At 71.4% G+C, this 16,868-nt stretch carries 13 protein-coding genes and 1 pseudogene; 8 read left to right on the plus strand and 6 right to left on the minus strand.

Annotation, left to right across the window (positions count from 1 at the left end):
- Positions 1-82 precede the first annotated feature (82 nt).
- Both JXZ78_RS08160 and JXZ78_RS08165 read left to right on the plus strand, forming a co-directional pair.
- A complete protein-coding gene (locus JXZ78_RS08160) occupies positions 83-2,611 on the plus strand; it encodes a ThuA domain-containing protein (protein ID WP_372498405.1) in 2,529 nt (842 codons plus the stop codon).
- Positions 2,608-4,527: an OmpL47-type beta-barrel domain-containing protein gene (locus tag JXZ78_RS08165; RefSeq protein ID WP_030021768.1), complete on the plus strand. Its 1,920-nt coding sequence runs from the start codon at positions 2,608-2,610 to the stop codon at positions 4,525-4,527. Before JXZ78_RS08160 ends, JXZ78_RS08165 begins: the two co-directional genes overlap by 4 nt.
- 61 nt (positions 4,528-4,588) lie before the next feature.
- On the opposite strand, the gene JXZ78_RS08170 is transcribed toward JXZ78_RS08165, so the two are convergent.
- Positions 4,589-5,104: a lytic polysaccharide monooxygenase auxiliary activity family 9 protein gene (locus JXZ78_RS08170; protein ID WP_030021769.1), complete on the minus strand. Its 516-nt coding sequence runs from the start codon at positions 5,102-5,104 to the stop codon at positions 4,589-4,591.
- A 612-nt stretch (positions 5,105-5,716) separates the two neighbouring features.
- On the minus strand, positions 5,717-6,178 hold the full coding sequence (locus JXZ78_RS08175) for an SCP2 sterol-binding domain-containing protein (RefSeq protein WP_030021770.1): 462 nt from the start codon (positions 6,176-6,178) through the stop codon (positions 5,717-5,719).
- A 317-nt stretch (positions 6,179-6,495) separates the two neighbouring features.
- On the opposite strand from JXZ78_RS08175, the gene JXZ78_RS08180 reads away from it, so the two are divergent.
- Positions 6,496-7,005 carry a hypothetical protein gene (locus JXZ78_RS08180; RefSeq protein ID WP_030021772.1) on the plus strand — a complete coding sequence of 170 codons (510 nt, stop codon included), beginning with the start codon at positions 6,496-6,498 and terminating at the stop codon, positions 7,003-7,005.
- 59 nt (positions 7,006-7,064) lie between these two features.
- Here the strand turns inward: JXZ78_RS08180 and JXZ78_RS08185 are convergent, their stop codons facing one another.
- The 3 genes from JXZ78_RS08185 to JXZ78_RS08195 form a co-directional block, all read right to left on the minus strand.
- On the minus strand, positions 7,065-8,378 hold the full coding sequence (locus JXZ78_RS08185) for an MFS transporter (protein ID WP_030021773.1): 1,314 nt from the start codon (positions 8,376-8,378) through the stop codon (positions 7,065-7,067).
- On the minus strand, positions 8,375-8,863 hold the full coding sequence (locus tag JXZ78_RS08190; protein WP_030021774.1) for a MarR family winged helix-turn-helix transcriptional regulator: 489 nt from the start codon (positions 8,861-8,863) through the stop codon (positions 8,375-8,377). Before JXZ78_RS08190 ends, JXZ78_RS08185 begins: the two co-directional genes overlap by 4 nt.
- Before the next feature lie 155 nt (positions 8,864-9,018).
- The gene (locus JXZ78_RS08195; protein WP_030021775.1) at positions 9,019-10,110 is read right to left on the minus strand and encodes an NAD(P)-dependent alcohol dehydrogenase; all 1,092 of its coding nucleotides are present in this window, start codon (positions 10,108-10,110) and stop codon (positions 9,019-9,021) included.
- A 324-nt stretch (positions 10,111-10,434) separates the two neighbouring features.
- On the opposite strand from JXZ78_RS08195, the gene JXZ78_RS08200 reads away from it, so the two are divergent.
- Positions 10,435-10,869 (plus strand): hypothetical protein, encoded by a 435-nt coding sequence (locus JXZ78_RS08200; RefSeq protein ID WP_157851650.1) that lies wholly within the window; start codon positions 10,435-10,437, stop codon positions 10,867-10,869.
- A gap of 172 nt (positions 10,870-11,041) precedes the next feature.
- Here the strand turns inward: JXZ78_RS08200 and JXZ78_RS08205 are convergent, their stop codons facing one another.
- Positions 11,042-11,401 carry a MerR family transcriptional regulator gene (locus tag JXZ78_RS08205; protein WP_030021777.1) on the minus strand — a complete coding sequence of 120 codons (360 nt, stop codon included), beginning with the start codon at positions 11,399-11,401 and terminating at the stop codon, positions 11,042-11,044.
- 62 nt (positions 11,402-11,463) lie between these two features.
- On the opposite strand from JXZ78_RS08205, the gene JXZ78_RS08210 reads away from it, so the two are divergent.
- From JXZ78_RS08210 to JXZ78_RS08225, 4 genes and pseudogenes are all read left to right on the plus strand, one after another.
- On the plus strand, positions 11,464-12,624 hold the full coding sequence (locus JXZ78_RS08210; RefSeq protein WP_050502695.1) for an alkene reductase: 1,161 nt from the start codon (positions 11,464-11,466) through the stop codon (positions 12,622-12,624).
- Between the two features lie 248 nt (positions 12,625-12,872).
- Positions 12,873-14,093 (plus strand): annotated as a pseudogene (thrS, locus tag JXZ78_RS08215) (threonine--tRNA ligase).
- 753 nt (positions 14,094-14,846) lie between these two features.
- The gene (locus tag JXZ78_RS08220; protein WP_050502696.1) at positions 14,847-16,250 is read left to right on the plus strand and encodes a M20/M25/M40 family metallo-hydrolase; all 1,404 of its coding nucleotides are present in this window, start codon (positions 14,847-14,849) and stop codon (positions 16,248-16,250) included.
- Positions 16,243-16,773, plus strand: a complete 531-nt coding sequence (locus JXZ78_RS08225) for an NUDIX hydrolase (RefSeq protein ID WP_238782753.1) — start codon at positions 16,243-16,245, stop codon at positions 16,771-16,773. The genes JXZ78_RS08220 and JXZ78_RS08225 overlap by 8 nt, the downstream gene beginning before the upstream one ends.
- Positions 16,774-16,868 lie beyond the last annotated feature (95 nt).

Below are 16,868 nucleotides of genomic sequence, written 5' to 3' on the forward strand. Positions count from 1 at the left end.
CCATAGCTCTTGGCGAGTCACCGAAAGGGGTCTAGCTTCAACGGCTGCTGCTGTCCGTGGCCACAGAGGGGTGGGTGCACCCGTGCGACGAATCCGGCACCAATTACCACGGCCGCTGCGCGCGTTGGCGCGCACCGGCAGACACAGACCGCCGAAACGCCCGCCGGCCGCACGCGCCGCCGGCCTCTCCGCGCTGGCGCTGGCCGTGTCGGCCGCCCTGCTCGGCGGCGCTCCGGCGAACGCCTCCGGGCCGGGCGCCGGACCGCGGCTGCCGAGTCCGCCGGGCGGTGAGAACGTCCGCGTCCTGGTCTTCCACGCCTCGGCGGGCGCGGAGCCGCCCACCGTCGACGCGGGGATCGAGGCCGTCGAGCGGATCGGCCGCCAGGGCCCGCCCGCCGAGCACTTCGCGGTGGACGCGACCGACGACGCGTCGGTCTTCACCGACCCGCGCCTGGGCACGTACAACGCGGTCGTCTTCCTCACCGGCGGCGGCGACCTCCTCGACCCCGAGCAGGAAGCGGGCCTGGAGAGCTACCTGGAGGCCGGGGGCGGGTTCGTCGGCATCCACGACGCGGCCCGCGCCGAGCCGTACTCGGACTGGTTCACCGGCCTGATCGGCGCCCGGCCCACGGCCACCGTACCCGGCACGGCGCAGCGGGCCGTCGTCGAGATCGGCGACCGCGACCACCCGGCCACGAAGGACCTGCCCGTCCAGTGGAAGCGCCCGGACAAGTGGCTCAACTGGGCCACCAACCCCAGCGGTTCGGTGCACACCGTGGCCCGGGTACGGGAGAACACCTACCGGCCAGGCCCCGGAGCCAACGGCTGGGACCACCCCGTCTCCTGGTGCCGCGACTACGACGGCGGCCGGTCGTTCTACACCGGCATGGGCGGCACTCCCGACAGCTTCCGCGAGGCCGACTTCCGTACGCATCTGCGCGGCGCGCTGCTGTGGACCAGCCGGCTGGCCCGCGCCGACTGCCAGGCCACCATCGCCTCGCACTACAAGGCCGAGCGCCTGACCGCCCCCAACCAGCCGGGCACGTCGGACCAGATCGGCGAACCGCACGGCCTGGTGACCGCCAAGGACGGGCGGGTCTTCTACATCGGCCGCGGCGGCGGTGACGCGAGCGCCCCGGTCGTCACCGACTGGAACGACCCGGCCGTCGGCAAGGGCGAGGGCACCGTCCACGTCTGGGACCCGAAGACCGGCAAGGCCACCCTCGTCGGCACGGTGTCCGTCTTCGGCAACAAGGGCGGCGGCGACGAACTCGTCAAGAACGAGGAAGGGCTGCTGGGCATCGAGCTGGACCCCGCCTTCCTCACCAACGGCTGGGTCTACCTGCACTACACCCCGCACTCCGGCGTCGACCGGACCACCCGCATGGCCGAGCGCCGCGTCTCCCGCTTCACGCTGGACCCGCGTACGAACAAGCTGGACCCTGCGTCGGAGAAGGTTCTACTGAAGTGGCCGGTGCAGGTGCACAGTTGCTGCCACGCGGGCGGCGGCCTGGCCTGGGACTCCAAGGACAACCTGTACATCGCCACTGGGGACAACAACTCCTCGCGCTTCAGCGACGGTTACTCGGGCAACAACCCGCAACCCACCTACAAGGGCGTCGCCTTCGCCGACGCGCGGCGCACCGCGGGCAACACCAACAACCTCAACGGCAAGATCCTGCGCATCCACCCCGAGCCGGACGGCACGTACACCCTGCCGGAAGGCAACCTCTTCACCGGCAAGGAGCCGGACGAGGGCGGCGGCAAGACCCGCGGCGAGATCTACGTGATGGGCGTACGCAACCCGTCACGCATCTCCGTCGACAAGAAGACCGACACGCTGTACGCGGGCTGGGTCGGGCCGGACGCCACCGAGCCCAGCACCACCTGGGGCCCGGCCAAGTACGACACGTTCGCCGCGATCACCCACGCGGGCAACCGCGGCTGGCCGTACTGCATGGGCAACAACCAGCCGTACCGCGACCGCAATCTGCCCGACCCGTCGAAGCCGCTGGGCTGGTACGACTGCAAGCACCTCAAGAACGAGTCGCCGCACAACGACGGCCTGGTCTCCCTCCCGCCCGCCGAGCCCAACAACGTCTGGTACGCACCGCAGGGCGGCGGCCCCGACTTCCCGCGCGACGCCCAGGGCGTTCCCAGCTACCAGCTGTCCGAGCAGAAACTGCTGCTCCCCTGGCTCAAGGGCGGCGGCCAGGCCGCGATGGACGGCCCGGTGTACCGCCACGACACGGCCGCCACCGGCCAGGGCGCCTGGCCCGCCTACTGGGACGGCAAGTGGTTCGTCGGCGACTTCTACGACGGCGACCAGCCACGGCACGCCCTGGTGATGGACCCGCGGACGGCCGGCTCCGGCGGCCTGCCCGCGCACGCGGAGAGCCTGGACAAGATCGTGCCGGTCGGTGTCAACGGCATCCGCAACCTCATGGGCTGGACGTTCGGCCCCGACGGCGCGCTGTACGTCCTCGACTACGGGCGCGGCTTCTTCACCTCGGACGCCAAGTCCGCGCTGTGGCGGGTGACCTACACGGGCGGCGCGCCCACCCCGCGACCGGCGCAACTGGCCCGTACGGGACGGGAGGCCGGACGATGACCCCACGGCGCAGCTGGACGGTCCTGCTGACCGCGCTGCTGATGCTCGTCGGCCTGACCGCCACGGCGGCACACGGCCGCCCGCCCGCGCGGCCGACGGCGCCCGCGCCCCCGGCGGCGCAGCAGACCCTGACCTGGACCGCGGGCGACGACATCGACAAGTACACCACCGCCCCCACCACGGCCGTGGCCGGCCGGACCACCATCGTCTTCGAGAACAGCACGGCCACCGGCAACACGACGGGGATGCCGCACACCCTGACCTTCGACGTCTCCGACCCGCGGTACAACAACGACGTGCGGCTCAACATCATGGCCAACCCGGGCGACGCGCAGGGCGGCAAGTACACCACCGAGGTCACCCTGACCCCCGGCACGTACCGCTACCACTGCACCATCCCGGGCCACGAGCAGATGCAGGGTGTCCTGGTCGTCACGGACGGCGGCGGTCCGGACACCACGCCGCCGGAGACCTCCGCGACGGTGGACGGCGTACGGAACGCCGACGGCGCGTACGTCGGCGGCGCGACCGTCACGGTCGCCGCCTCCGACACCGGATCCGGGGTCGCCACCGTCGAGTACGCGGTGGGCGGCGGGGCGTTCCAGCCGTACACCGCGCCGGTACTGTTCCGCGAGCCCGGCACGTACCAGGTCCGCTACCGCGCCACCGACAAGGCGGGCAACACCGCCGCCGAGAAGTCGGCGGGGTTCACGGTCGTGGCACCGCCCGGCGACACGACACCGCCGCGGACCACCGCGACGACCGAGGGGCAGCGCAACTCCGACGGCGAGTACCTGGGGCGGGCCACGGTGACGGTCACCGCCACCGACGACGGGTCGGGGATCGCCACGACCGAGTACTCGCTCGACGGCGGCCCGTTCCTCGCGTACACGGCGCCCGTCGTCGTGGACCGCACCGGCCGGCACACCGTCGCGCACCGGGCCACCGACCGGGCGGGCAACACGTCCGAGGCGGTACGGGAGTCCTTCACCGTCGCCCCGGGCGGCGGGGTGCCCGCACCGAACTGCCCCGAGTGGGACGAGCGGCGCACCGTCGTCGTCGGCACGGTCGACACGGGCGTACCCAACCGCGTCACCCGCGACCGCTGCACCGTCAACGAACTGATCGAGGACGAGAAGGACTGGTCCTCCCGCGCCCTGTTCCTCAAGCACGTCAGGACGGTCACCGCCAAGCTGCTCGCGGACGGGGTGCTCGACGAGCGCGAGAGCCGGGCCGTCAACGCGGCCGCCGACAAGTCCGGCATCGGTACGCCCGGCCACCACACCGGCTACCGCGACCTGTTCGACGGGACGAAGGCGTCCTTCGACCGCTGGCGGCAGGTCGGCGGCGGCGCCTTCGGGCTGACCGCCGACGGCGCGATGACCAGCAGTTCCACGGTGCCGGGCATGGGGATGCTGTGGTACCCGCGGCGTACGTACGACGACTTCTCGCTGCGGCTGCGGTTCCGCGACGACGCGCCGGGCACCGGCAACGCCAACGGCGGTGTCTTCGTCCGCTTCCCGTCCGTGTACGACCACCCCGAGGAGCCCCGGCCCGAGTGGGTGGCGATCAAGTACGGGCACGAGATCCAGATCCTGGACCGGCCGGACGGCGACCTGTACAAGACCGGGTCGGTGTACGGCTTCGACCGCGTCGGGCTGGGCGGCGCCGGCGTCACGCCGAAGGGCACCTGGAACGACTACGAGATCCGGGTGGTGGGCCAGCACTACTCGGTCTTCCGCAACGGCGTGCTGATCAACGAGTTCGACAACACCGGCGGGCAGCAGTTCTTCCCGTCGCGGGCGGACGATCCCGGGACCGACGGGCGCCGGTACGCCGCGGGCTGCATCGGCCTCCAGGTGCACGGGCCGGCCGACGTCATCTCGTACCGCGACGTCCGGATCAAGGAGCTGTAGGGCCGCGGGAGCGGCCTGTGGGGCGGGGCGGCGGGCGCGGGCCCGCCGCCCCGCCCTGGCGTCAGCGTATGTTGACGTCGATGCAGGCGTAGAAGGCGTTGGAGGTGTCCGCGACGTTCCAGACGGCGAGCACCTTCTGCTTGCCCTTGATGCCCTGGAAGTTCACGTTGTGGGTGACGGTGGCCGGCGGCTTGGCCCCGTGGTCGTTGACCTCCGCGATCTTGCGTCCGCCGATGTAGTACTGCCAGGTGCTGGTGCGGTGCTGGGCCGTCAGCCGCCAGGTGAAGGCCTGGGAGCTGCCGACCGAGGTCGCCTTCCAGCCCTTGCTGTCGTCGTCGAGCTCCCGGAACCGGGCGTTGCCGCCGCTGCAGCTCTTCAGGCCCTTGGGCCCCTCGACGCTCTGCGGCTCCCACTTGATGTCTCCGCAGGAGACGGTGCCCGCCGCACACTGGGCCTGCCGGCTGGCCGGGGCGTTCACATAGCCGTGGGCGCTCGCCGAACTCGCGGGCAGGGTCACGACGAGGAGCGGAGCCAGCGCGGCGCCGACGGCCGTGGCGATCTTTCTCTTCTGGTGCATGTCGACTCCTTCACGGTGGGGGCCCGGCGCGGGACGGACACGTACCGGCGCTGTCGCGCGGTGCGTCCGGTCCGTGCGGACCCCGCTGGTGGGGGTGGGTGACGCGAAGGTGTGGTGCCGACGCGCGAGGACCACGGCCGCCCCGAGTGCAGTGCCGACTACCTGGGGAAGGCCGGAATCCCGCTCGCCAATTGGTCTAGACTTTAACGATTGGCAGGCCCCGGTCAAGGGGGCGGACATCATCTCGTGCCGCCTCAGGAGACACCCGCGCTCCACCAACGGATGCCGCCTCGCCTCGTGGGCGGGGGCCGGTCGTCGCCGGGGACGGGCCTTCCCGGACACTGTGGTCAGGCTCCCCCGCAGCCCGCGGCCAGGCGTTTCCCACACTTCCTGGGGCCAGGCGCCCTTCATACCTCCCATGGCCGGGCGTCCCTCACACCTCCCGTGGCCGGCGCCCTTCACACCTCCCGTGGCCGGGCGTCCCTCACACCTCCCGTGGCCGGCGCCCTTCACACCTCCCATGGCCGGGCGTCCCTCACACCTCCCGTGGCCGGCGCCCTTCACACCTCCCATGGCCGGGCGTCCCTCACGCCTCCCGTGGCCGGGCGTCCCTCACACCTTGGGAATGTCGAAGTACCGGCTCATGTTGGCGGCCAGTCCCAGGTCACCGGAGACCTTGATCTTGCGGGTGAAGACCATCGTCACCGGATTGCCGTTGCCCGACACCAGCCGCAGGAACTCCGCGTCCCCCATGGTCATCGCCAGCCGCGGCGCGTCCGTACCGGCGCCCTCGCGCACCGTGCACTCCCCGTCCGCGAGAACGGTCTCCCAGACGGCCTCCCGCTCCCCGGTGATCCGCCAGCGGATCACCGCCCGCACCCCCGCCGCGGCGTCGGGGCGGAACTGCCGCCCCATCCTGCCGAAGACCTCCCCCAGCACCCGGTCGCGCAGCTCACCCCGCGCCAGCGCGGCGATCTCCTTGGTGGACAGCCCCTTCACGATCCGCGCGAACTCCTCGGGCGTGACGCTCGCGAAGTCGAGCTCGGCCAGCAGCGACCTGACGTCTTGGGCCACGGCACTCTCCTCGTCGGACGATTGTCTCCCCTGCATGGTGCCCCCGCCGCACCACGCGGCGCCCGCCGGGGCCCCTACCCGGCGCGTCCCGGCTCCCCCACCGGCCACATCCGGCCGCCGGGGCCACGGTTCGCGCCGTTCCCCGGGGTATCCGGCCGTCGGGGGGTTGGCGGCCCGCCCGCCGGATACCCGTGTACCGCGCGGAGGCGGCCGTTCCGACGTACCGCCTCTCCTCCCGCGCAGCGCACCCGGCCGGCGGCCGCCGCCCGCACGGCACACCGGCGGGAGGGGAGACACCCCTGAGGAGGAGCGTCACCATGCCCGGAAACCGGACCGTCCGCCGCGCCGCCCTGGCCGCCGCCCTGTCGGCCCTCGCCGTCACCGCGCCCACCGGATCGAGCGCCACCGCCGCACCCGCCCCGGCACCGGCACCGGCCGGAGACCGGTCCGAGATACCCGCCCGCAGCGGCCGCACCGACTCGGCCGTCGACCGGGTCGCCCACTTCTACGGCAGCTACCTCGACGCCGTGACCGACGACGGGCGCAGTGCGCTGGCCCAGGCGCTGCGCGGCCACTACCTCACCCCCGAGCTGCGGGCCCGGCTGGCGAACTGGGAGCAGCGGGAGCACGCAGACGGCGTGCTGCGCGGCCAGGACACCCCGACGGCCTGGCGCGTCACCTACAACGACAGCGCCATGGGCCGCGCCTGGACCCGGGTCCGCCTCACCTGGGGCGGCCCGGAGCAGCCGCGCTACACCTACCTGCTGGTGACCTCCGACCTGAACACCCTGCGCATCACCGACATCCAGCCGGACACGGAGCAGTAGCCGCCCGGCGCGCGGCCGGACGGGAGGCGCATCACAGGAAGCGCGTCACAGGAGACGCATCAGCAGACCTGACCGGCGGCGGCCGCCGCATCGGCGGCTCCGGGGACGGCCGGCTTCGCGGCAGCAGACGGCGTGCGGTAAGTGCGCAGGGGCGCGTTGGCCGCGGCCACGGCGACGATCGCCAGGACGGCGGACAGTCCGCCGAAGACCAGGGAGAAGGAGGCGGAGGTGGCCGAGGCCAACAGACCGCCACGGAAGTTGCCGAGTTCGGGGCCCGCGACGCCGATGACGTGTTCCACCGAGGAGACCCGCCCCCGGTACACGTCCGGCGTCTCCAACTGGACCAGGGCACTGCGGGTGACGACGGACACGGTGTCGGCAGCGCCCGCCACGGCCAGGCATCCCAGCGCCGGCCACAACGGCTCCGCCAGTCCGAAGCACGCCAGCGCCAGGCCCCAGACACCTGCCGCGGACAGCTGTACCAGGCCACTACGGCGCCAGCGCGTCACCGTGCCGGAGAGCAGACCGGCCGTGATCCCCCCGACCGCGACGGCCGAGAGGAACAGGCCGAGGGTCCGCGGGTCACCCGCGAACCGGACCTCGTTGACCAGTGGGAAGAGCGCGGTGGGCATGGCGAGCAGCGTCGCGGACAGGTCGGTGGCCATCGAGCCCCACAGCGTCGGACGGCGCAGGACGATCCCCCAGCCACCACGCTCCGGCCGGCGCCTACGCTTACGCCTGCCACCGTCCGTCTCGGCGCCTTCGGGCCGCATGGCAGGCAACCGGATCACCGTGAGCATCGCGACTGCCATGGCCACGGCCTGGACCGCGTAGACGGCCGGAGCACCCCAGCGGGCGATGACCAGCCCGGCCGTCGCGGGTCCGGCCAGCATCGCTGCCTGGAAGGAGACGTTGGTCAGCGCGAGACCGGCCGCGACCTGGTCACCCGGCAGCAGCCGGACCGGAAAGGTGCGCCGGGCGGGCGCCCCGAGAGCGCCGCAACTGGCTCCCACAGCCACCAGGGCGAGAAGCAGCAGCACGTTGCGGTTGTGCGCCAGGGCCTGGGCACACAGTCCCGCGGCGGCCAGCAGTTGGCCCGCTGTGGTGGCCCGCACCACCGCACGGCGGTCGAAGGTGTCGGCCAACGTGCCGCCGAGCAGCCCGAACAGCACCATCGGCAGGCCCGTGGCGAGCCCGATGGCGCCGGTACCCAGCGGGCTGCCAGTCAGGTCCCAGACCTGGGCCAGTACCGCCACGCCGGCCATCTGCCCGCCGAGTTGCGAGACGGAGGTACCGATCCACAGGTCACGGAACGACCGGCTGCCGCGCAGCGGACGGGTGTCGAGCAACCGGGCCCGGACACCCCACTTCATCGCGGTGGCCCGGCAAGATGGTGGAGGATCCGCTGCCGCATCGACCGGCGCTCCAGCGCCCGCCGCACCTCCTCGACCACGCTGGTCATCGCGTACGGAACCTCACCGTCCAGCTCGGCGACCGTCTCATGGGTAGCGCGCCACTCCGCCTCCAGGAACGGCACCAGCGACCGGCCGCGCTCGGTCAGGTCGATGCGCCGGGTACGGGCGTCGGGCCCCGGCTCGGAGGTGACGAGCCCCTCCTTGCGCATCGCGGCGACCGTCTGGCTGATCGCGGAGTGCGAGCGGTCCAGGGACTTCGCCAGCTCACGGATGGTCAGCGGCCCGGTGTGGGCGAGCCGGATCAGCGGATAGGCGAACCGGGGCCGCACCCCCTCGATGCCCCGCTCGACATAGACCTGCTCGATCTCGGCGTCCATGGCCGCGAGAAGCTCGTGCAGGGAGTGCCAGGGATCGGGTACCGCCGTGGGATCGGAAGATGTCACAGCGCTAATATAACAGCGCTGCGATAAATTCGGCCGGCGTAGGCGAGCCTCTCGCTCTTCGAGATGTGCGCGACACCAAAGCACGCTTGCCCACCAGCCCCAACCGTCCCTCGATGCACCTCACACCGCCCCTCACACCGCCCCCGGCCCGCGCCTCAGTCGGCCCTCAGCACAGGCTTGACGACGCGCCCCGTCGACGCGGCGTCGGCAGCGGCCTCTATGTCGCCGAAGCGGAACTCGGTGATGAGTTTCTCCAGCGGAAGCCGGCCCTGCCGGTAGAGGCCGATCAGTTGCGGGATGGCCACGGCCGGTACGGCGTCACCTTCGGTCACGCCCCGGATGGTGAGGCCCTTGGTCAGGACCGGCAGGGTGGCGAACTCCGCCGTACCGATGCCGACCAGGGCCAGCGTGCCGCGCCTGCGCAGGGCATGCACCGCTTGGGAGATCACGGCCGGGCGGCCGGTCGTGTCGATGGCGCAGTGCGGTCCGCCGCCGGTCAGGTCGCGGAGGGCCGAGACCACATCGTCTCCGCCGGCGGGGTCGACGACCGCTGTGGCCCCGAGTTCGCGGGCCAGGGCGCGGCGTGAGGCGATGGGTTCGACGGCGATGACAGGGCAGTCCGCGGCGACGGCCGCCATGACCGCGCTCAGGCCGACACTGCCGGCGCCGAAGACGGCCAGGGCGGTGCCCGCTTCCGGACGCAGCACGGTACGGACCGTACCGACACCGGTCTGGACACTGCATCCCAGCGGAGCGGCGACAGCCGCGGGAATGTCGCCGGGAATCTTGACGGTGTTGCTCTCCGTGGTGAGGCAGTGGGAGGCGAAGGCCGACTGGCCGAAGAAGCTGCCGCGCACCGGGGCGCCGCCCACCCGGGAGAGCGGGAAGCTGCCGTCCGGCCGGGACCCGCCGGCGTTGAGCAACGCGGAGTGCTCGCAGTAGGCCGGCTCTCCCGCCGAGCACTGTGCGCAGACACGGCAACTCCGGTACGTCAGACACACGGTGTCCCCGGGGGCGACGGTGGTCACCGCTTCCCCCACCGCCTCGACGACTCCGGCGCCCTCGTGCCCGAAAACCATGGGCAGCCGTTCCGGAGGCCAGGCCTGCCGCATGCTGAGGTCGGTGTGACAGATGCCGGTGGCGGTCATCCGCACCAGGATCTCGTCCGCCCTCGGCTCTTCGAGTTCGACCTCGTGGACAGTGAAGGGACCGCCGGGCATGTCGACCAGTGCTGCTCGTATACGCATGGGGTCTTCGTAGCGGCCCCGGACCGCCACACGCAATACCGGTCCGCCCGGCGCCCCGTGTGCACACGGTCGGAACAGCGCGGTGAAGCTGCCGCATTCGCAAGGGTTGCGCGCGCTGGAGGGAAGTACAGCACGCCGTCCGCCACCTTCGTCAGCTCGTACGACTATGATCTCGACGTTCTCTCGCGAGACGCAGAAACGGGTGAAGCCTCATTGCGCATCCGAATCGAGAACAAAACGATGCCAACTCCCTTGCGGACGGGCTGGCAGACCAATCCGAATGGAACACCACACAGTTGACCGGGAAGAGGACATAACACTCCGATGAAAAGGATAGTGCCGCTGACCATCGCAGCGTCCCTACTGGTACTCGCCGTCGGCGGGTTCCTGCTCTTCACCGCCATCGACGCGATGAGGCCCGGCACGGCGGAGCGCAGTGACGTCATCGGCTCCTGGACCGGCTCCCGCGGAGCCGGGCTGACCCTGCGTGAGGACGGAACAGCGACCGGAGTGAAGGTACCCGTAGGCTTCAGGCCGGACGGAACCCCGATCACCACAGCCGGCGGGAGCGGAACGTGGTCCATGGAGAAAAGGAAGTCGTCCGCCGCGGACCAGGAGATCAAAGTCGTGCTCGACACAGGACCTGACATCCGGACCGGTTTCGATTTCAGCGTCAACGGCCAGGGAGCCGAGGACGGCCTCTACCTTCCGGTGTCCGCGGAAACGGCACAGCAGTTCCGCTTCAAGAGAGTTTCCTGACGGCGGAGGCGGGCACCCCGAGGGCCGGCACCCCGAGGGTCGCCGGCCCGATGCGGGCCGGCCCCAACTCGCGGGTCTTGCCATGGTGCGCAGACGTTTTCGGTGTGCGGCCCGGTGCGACGCGGGGGCGAGTGCGGCGGATTGGGGTTGCAGCGCCCCGTAGAACCCAATGTCAGGTACCCCGGGCCGTACGGATGACCTCATCCAGGGTCTCCCGCGAACGGCACAGATCGGCGATCATGCGGTCGATCCGGTCGCGCTCGGCGGTCAGGTCCTGCGCCAGGCGCGGCGTGGCGACCGCGGAGGGTCCGCCGTCCCGGTCGCGCATGCAGGGCAGCAGCTGTCGGATCTTCTCGCTGTGCAGCCCGGCCGCGTACAACTCCTGGATGCGGATGACCCGGTCGGCGGCTGTCTCCGGGTAGTCGCGGTGACCGCCGGGGGTGCGCTCGGCGGTGAGCAGCCCCCGCTCCTCGTAGTAGCGCAGCGACCGCTCGCTCACGCCGGTGCGCCGGGCCAGTTCGCCGATCCGCATGTCCGCCTCCGCCGGGAAGAGAGCTTGAACCTCACATCAGTGTCAAGTTCTACCGTACGGGCATGACGCGGACAACGGACTTCCTCGCCCCCGCCCGGCTCGGCCGGCTCGCCCTCCCCAACCACCTCGTGATGGCCCCGCTGACCCGGAACCGCGCGGCGGCCGACGGCACTCCGACGGACCTGATGGTCACCCACTACGCACAGCGCGCCTCGGCCGGATTGATCATCGCCGAGGGCTCGACGCCCAATCCGGCCGGGCAGACGTATCCGGACATCACCGCGATCCACACCGACCGGCACGTGGCCGGCTGGCGTCGGGTCACCGACGCGGTGCGGGCGGCCGGCGGGCGGATGTTCCTGCAGCTCCAGCACGGGGGCCGGGTCAGCCACCCGGCGACCACCGGCCGCACGCCCCTCGCCCCCTCCCCCGTACCGCTGCCGGAGACGATCTTCACAGCGCAGGGCCACCGGCAGGCCGCCGTCCCGCGGGCGATGACGGCGGACGACATCCGGGCCACGATCGCCGATTTCGCCGCCGCCGCACGCCGGGCCGTCGACGCGGGCTTCGAGGGCGTGGAGGTGCACTCGGCCAACGGGATGCTGCTGCATCAGTTTCTCGCGGACAACACCAACCGCCGCACCGACGGCTACGGCGGCCCGGCCGGGCGGCGGGTGCGGTTCGCGGCGGAGGTGACCGAGGCGGTGGCCGACGCGATCGGCGCGGACCGGGTGGGCATCCGTATCTCCCCCGCGAGCACGGTCAACGGTGTTCTGGAGGAGGACACCGACGGCCTCTACGCCACGTTCCTGGACCGTCTGAAAGGACTGGACCTCGCCTATCTGCACCTGGTGCGCTCCGCGCCGACGACCAGCTGGTACCGGCGCATCCGTGCCGACTGGCCCGGCGTCCTGATCGGCAACCCCGATCTGACCGGCCTGTCCACGCAGGCCGTCGCCCGGGCCACGCGGGAGATGCTGACGGCCGGCGCCGACCTGGTGGCGCTCGGCCGGCCCTTCCTCGCCAACCCGGACCTGGTCGCCCGGCTGCGCCGGGAGGCGCCGCTCAACCCCGTCCGGGACCGGTACTTCATGTACGTGGGCGGGGCCGCCGGCTACAACGACTACCCCACCCTGGCGGATCAAGAGGGCGTGGCCCCGCCTCTCACCATGCGTGCGACAGCACATCAACATGCTCGGCCGGTATGCCTTCCGACTGCCTGATCTGCCTCTGCCCGGCGGTCTGCGGCCCCTGGGCGGCCCGGGCACTCCTGCCGAGGAATGGCGTTGGGACATCGCTGCGGCCTGCTAACGTCTGCGGCATGAAGCGCGCTGCTATGACGACGACGCCGGAGAGTGTCCCGGCGCGCTGACAGACGACCTGATCCGAAGCCCCGGGGCACGTGCCCCGGGGCTTCGTCGTAGGCCCGGTCACTTGCTCCGCGACCAGCAAGGAGACCGCGATGACCACCGTGCACGACCACCGCAGACTCGGCCGTGAACTGGGCCTGTTCGACACCGATCCGCTCATCGGCGCCGGCCTGCCGTACTGACTGCCCGACGGCGCGGCCGTGCGGCACACCCTGGAGGAGTACATCCGTTCCGCCGAGCGGCGGGCGGGCTACCAGCACGTGTACTCACCCGTCCTCGGCAAGCGGGAGCTGTACGAGATCTCGGGGCATAGGGCGCACTACAGCGACGACATGTTCCCCCCGATGGATCTCGGCGGAGAACAGGTCCTCCTGCGGCCGAGCCTGTGCCCCCACCATGCGGTGATCTACCGCTCCCACAGCTACCGCGAACTGCCCCTGCGCTTGGCCGAACTGGGAGGCATGTACCGTTCCGAACCCTCCGGCGTGCTCGGCGGACTGACCCGTGTGCGGGCCATTCAGCTCAATGACGCACACATCTTCTGCACCCTGGACCAGGTCGCGGAGGAGGTGCAGGCGGCACTGGAGATGATCCGCCAGGCGTACGAGGCGCTGGGCATCACTCCCACGCGTCACCGGCTCTCCCTCCCGGGGCCCGGCGGCAAGTACGTTGCCGCACCCGAGAAGTGGCAGCGGTCCACCGCCTTGCTGACCGATGTCCTCGACCGCTCCGGCCTGCCCTACGAGGCAGTCGAGGGAGAGGCAGCGTTCTACGGTCCCAAGATCGACGTCCAGGTCGCCGACGGCGCCGGGCGGGAGTCCACCCTGTCCACCGTCCAGGTCGACTTCCACCAGCCCGAGCGGTTCGACCTGCACTACATCGGCGCGGACGGCGCCAGGCACCGTCCGGTCATGGTCCACCGCAGCATCATCGGCAGCGTGGAACGTGCCGTTGCCCATCTGATCGAACAGCACGGCGGAGCCTTTCCCGCCTGGCTGGCCCCCACTCAGCTGGTCATTCTTCCGATCTCCGACACCGAACTGCCGAACGCCACAGCCCTCGCCCGACGCTGCACCCGTCTCGGACTGCGTGCCCGGATCGCGGGGCCGGACCGCGGCAACCTGGGCGCCCGTATCCGAGCGGCCCGCCTGATTCCCTACCAAGCCGTCATCGGCGCCAAGGAGGCCGCTGACGATCACGTCGCACTGCGCTTGCGTGACGGACGCCGGCTCGATCCGCAGCCGGTCAGCGACGTACTCACCCGCATCAGCGCTCTCATCGGGACCCACAGCACCGACCTGTGGACCGACGTCGCCTCATAGCAGGCGTCGCGGTCAGCGCCTGCTGTCGCCCAGGACGCAGCGGGTCACACGGCTCTGCTCAGCGGGCTCGCTCCCCCGCCACGGCGGCGACCTGCCGACCTGAGTTTTCCGCTGGGCGGGATTTCCGCCGTGAGATCGAGCCGGACACGCGCCGTGAAACGCCTAGGTGCCGCGGATACGCAGGGCTACCCACCCCTGGAATGCGGGGTTCCAGGGCTCGGCGAATCTGGCTGATAAGCATCGCCGAAGCGGACACAGTTCAACGGGCAATTACTGTTCGCGGGGGTCGGTTCACCCGGAAGAAAGGCAAAGTTCCGGCAAGGTGCGGAGATAAACGGACCACCGCCATCCAGCCATGCCAGCAACCACGGGAACCCGCCGGTCGGCGTCTCCGACACCCCTTACGTTGCAGGTCAACGGCATGATGGCGGTCCGGCGACCGATGGCCTGAATTGTTGGCTCCCGACCCTCGCAACCCGCCCTTTGATCGCCAAGGGCTTGCAAAGTCGCAATGACTTGTTATTACCTGAGACACGTTCAAGCCGGGGCGTCACTCCTGACACTCCGCGCTTCCTTCGCATCGGTGTGCAGGGGCTCGCATGCCCGCTGCCGCATCGAACCGGCCAGTGCTTCTCCCGTGCCACGCATCCGCCACGGGAAGCGCTTCGCACGCATCGTCCCGGTGGAACACACCCGGGACGGCACACAACAGGGGGAAAAGAAGTGGGTTTCCGTACGCCGACGACTGCTGCCGTGTCGGCCACCGTCCTGTCCGCGCTCCTGCTGTCACAGGTGCCGGCCCGGGCGGACACGGCGCCGGCGTCTCTCACGGACAGCGGGGTACGTGCCCATGTCGACGCGCTCCAGCGCATAGCCGACCGTAACGGCGGCAACCGCGCCTCCGGGACCAGCGGTTACGCGGAGTCCCTCGACTATGTCGAACAGCGGCTGAAGAAGGCGGGTTACGAGGTCGAGCGGCAGCCCTTCGGCTTCCTCTTCACCCAGGTCCTCACGGAACGGCTCACGCTGCCCGGCGGGAAGCCGGTGCCCGTCACCGTGGCCAAGTACTCCCCCTCGACCCCCGCCAAGGGCCTGACCGCGCGGTTCGCGGCGCTGACGGGCCCCGAGGAGCGGCGGCAGGGCTGCGTACCCGCCTCGTACGACGGCGCCACGGTCACCGGACGGATCGCCTTGGTCGGCAACGGCGGCTGCACGATGGACGACAAGGGCAAGGCCGCCGCCGCGGCCGGAGCCGCCGCGGTTGTGGTGATCAACGACCGGCCGGGCGAGCTGTACGGCTGGCTCAAGGACGCCGCCGGGGCCCGCATCCCCGTCTCAGGGGTGTCACCGGAGACCGGCGAGGCCCTGACCCGTGCCGCCGGGCAGAACGCGCCCGGCACCCTCACCCTCCGCTCGCGCACCGAGAAGCGCACCACCGAGAACCTCATCGCCCGTACTAGGGCCGGTGATCCGGCACACCAGGTGATATCCGGCGCCCACCTCGACTCGGTGCCCGAGACCGCCGGGATCAACGACAACGGCGCCGCCGTCGCCGTCCTCCTGGAGAGCGCGCTGCGCGGCGCCCAGCGGCCCGCCCCGAAGAACCAGTTGGTTTTCGCCTTCTGGGGCGCCGAGGAGTTCGACATGCTCGGCTCGCAGTACTTCGTGGACCGGCTCACCCCGGCCCAGCGCAAGCGCGTCGCCGCCTACCTCAACCTGGAGATGATCGGCGGCCCCAACTCCGGGCTGTTCACCATGGACGGGAAGAACGCCGACCCCGAGTCAGGCATCACCCCGCCGAAGGGCTCGGCCGACATCGCGGACCGCTTCACCCGCGCCTTCGCCGAGGCCGGCGAGGCGGCGCAGACCTGGAAGCTGGACGGCCGGTCCGACTACGCCCCCTTCATGAAGGCCGGCATTCCGGCCGGCGGTCTCAACGGCGGTTCCTTCGAGCTGAAGACGGCCGAGCAGGCCCGCCTGTGGGGCGGTACGGCCGGCAAGCCGTTCGACCCCTGCTACCACCAGGTGTGCGACAACGCGGGCAGCTTCAACGCCACCGCGGCACGCAAGCACGGCGACGCCTTCGTCCGGACGCTGGACCACTTCGCCGGCACGGCGGTGGCGCGTACCGACCGTGCGGCGCACGGCCGTGGCTGAGCGGACGGTGGACGGCCGGCCGGCAGCGGCCCCCGCCGGGCACCCGCCAGCCGCCGGAAAGCTGGTGGTCGGCGCTCTGATCGTCGACAGCCGGGACCGGGTCTTCCTCCAGCAGCGCTCCGCGGACCGCCGGCTCTTTCCCGGCTGCTGGGACGTGGTCGGCGGCCACGTCGAGCCGGACGAGAGCCCCCTGGAGGCGCTCGCCCGCGAGCTGACGGAGGAGACCGGATGGCGCCTCGGCCGGGTCCTGCACCGGGTGGCCGAGGGACAGTGGGACGCCGACGACGGCACCCGCACCGAGATCGACTACCTGGTCGAGGCCGTCGGCGACCTCACCGCCCCGCGCCTGGAACGGGACAAGCACCCGCGCTGCGCCTGGGTGGGGCCGCACGACCTCGCCCTCCTCGACGACAGCGTCCGGCGCAGCGGCAGCACCTTCGTCCGGGACGCGGTGACCGCGGCACACACCTGGCTCGCCCGGACACCGGCACCCCGCCGGAAGGACATCAGCGACACGCTGTGACGGTCGCCGGTCCAGTGACGCCAGTGACGCACGTACGTCCGCAATCGGGTCAGAAAGGGAAGAGCGCGTGACACACGTGGTTGAACCGAGCAGTC

Source organism: Streptomyces monomycini (assembly GCF_022271435.1).
In the GTDB taxonomy this organism is placed as follows: Bacteria; Actinomycetota; Actinomycetes; order Streptomycetales; family Streptomycetaceae; genus Streptomyces; species Streptomyces monomycini.

Bases quoted from the DNA above. Each gene is read 5' to 3' on its own strand.
- JXZ78_RS08205 (WP_030021777.1), bottom strand. From the start codon at position 11,401: ATGCGGATCGGCGAACTGGCCCGGCGCACCGGCGTGAGCGAGCGGTCG.
- JXZ78_RS08170 (WP_030021769.1), bottom strand. From the start codon at position 5,104: ATGCACCAGAAGAGAAAGATCGCCACGGCCGTCGGCGCCGCGCTGGCT.
- JXZ78_RS08180 (WP_030021772.1), top strand. From the start codon at position 6,496: ATGCCCGGAAACCGGACCGTCCGCCGCGCCGCCCTGGCCGCCGCCCTG.
- JXZ78_RS08195 (WP_030021775.1), bottom strand. From the start codon at position 10,110: ATGCGTATACGAGCAGCACTGGTCGACATGCCCGGCGGTCCCTTCACT.
- JXZ78_RS08185 (WP_030021773.1), bottom strand. From the start codon at position 8,378: ATGAAGTGGGGTGTCCGGGCCCGGTTGCTCGACACCCGTCCGCTGCGC.
- JXZ78_RS08200 (WP_157851650.1), top strand. From the start codon at position 10,435: ATGAAAAGGATAGTGCCGCTGACCATCGCAGCGTCCCTACTGGTACTC.
- JXZ78_RS08165 (WP_030021768.1), top strand. From the start codon at position 2,608: ATGACCCCACGGCGCAGCTGGACGGTCCTGCTGACCGCGCTGCTGATG.
- JXZ78_RS08210 (WP_050502695.1), top strand. From the start codon at position 11,464: ATGACGCGGACAACGGACTTCCTCGCCCCCGCCCGGCTCGGCCGGCTC.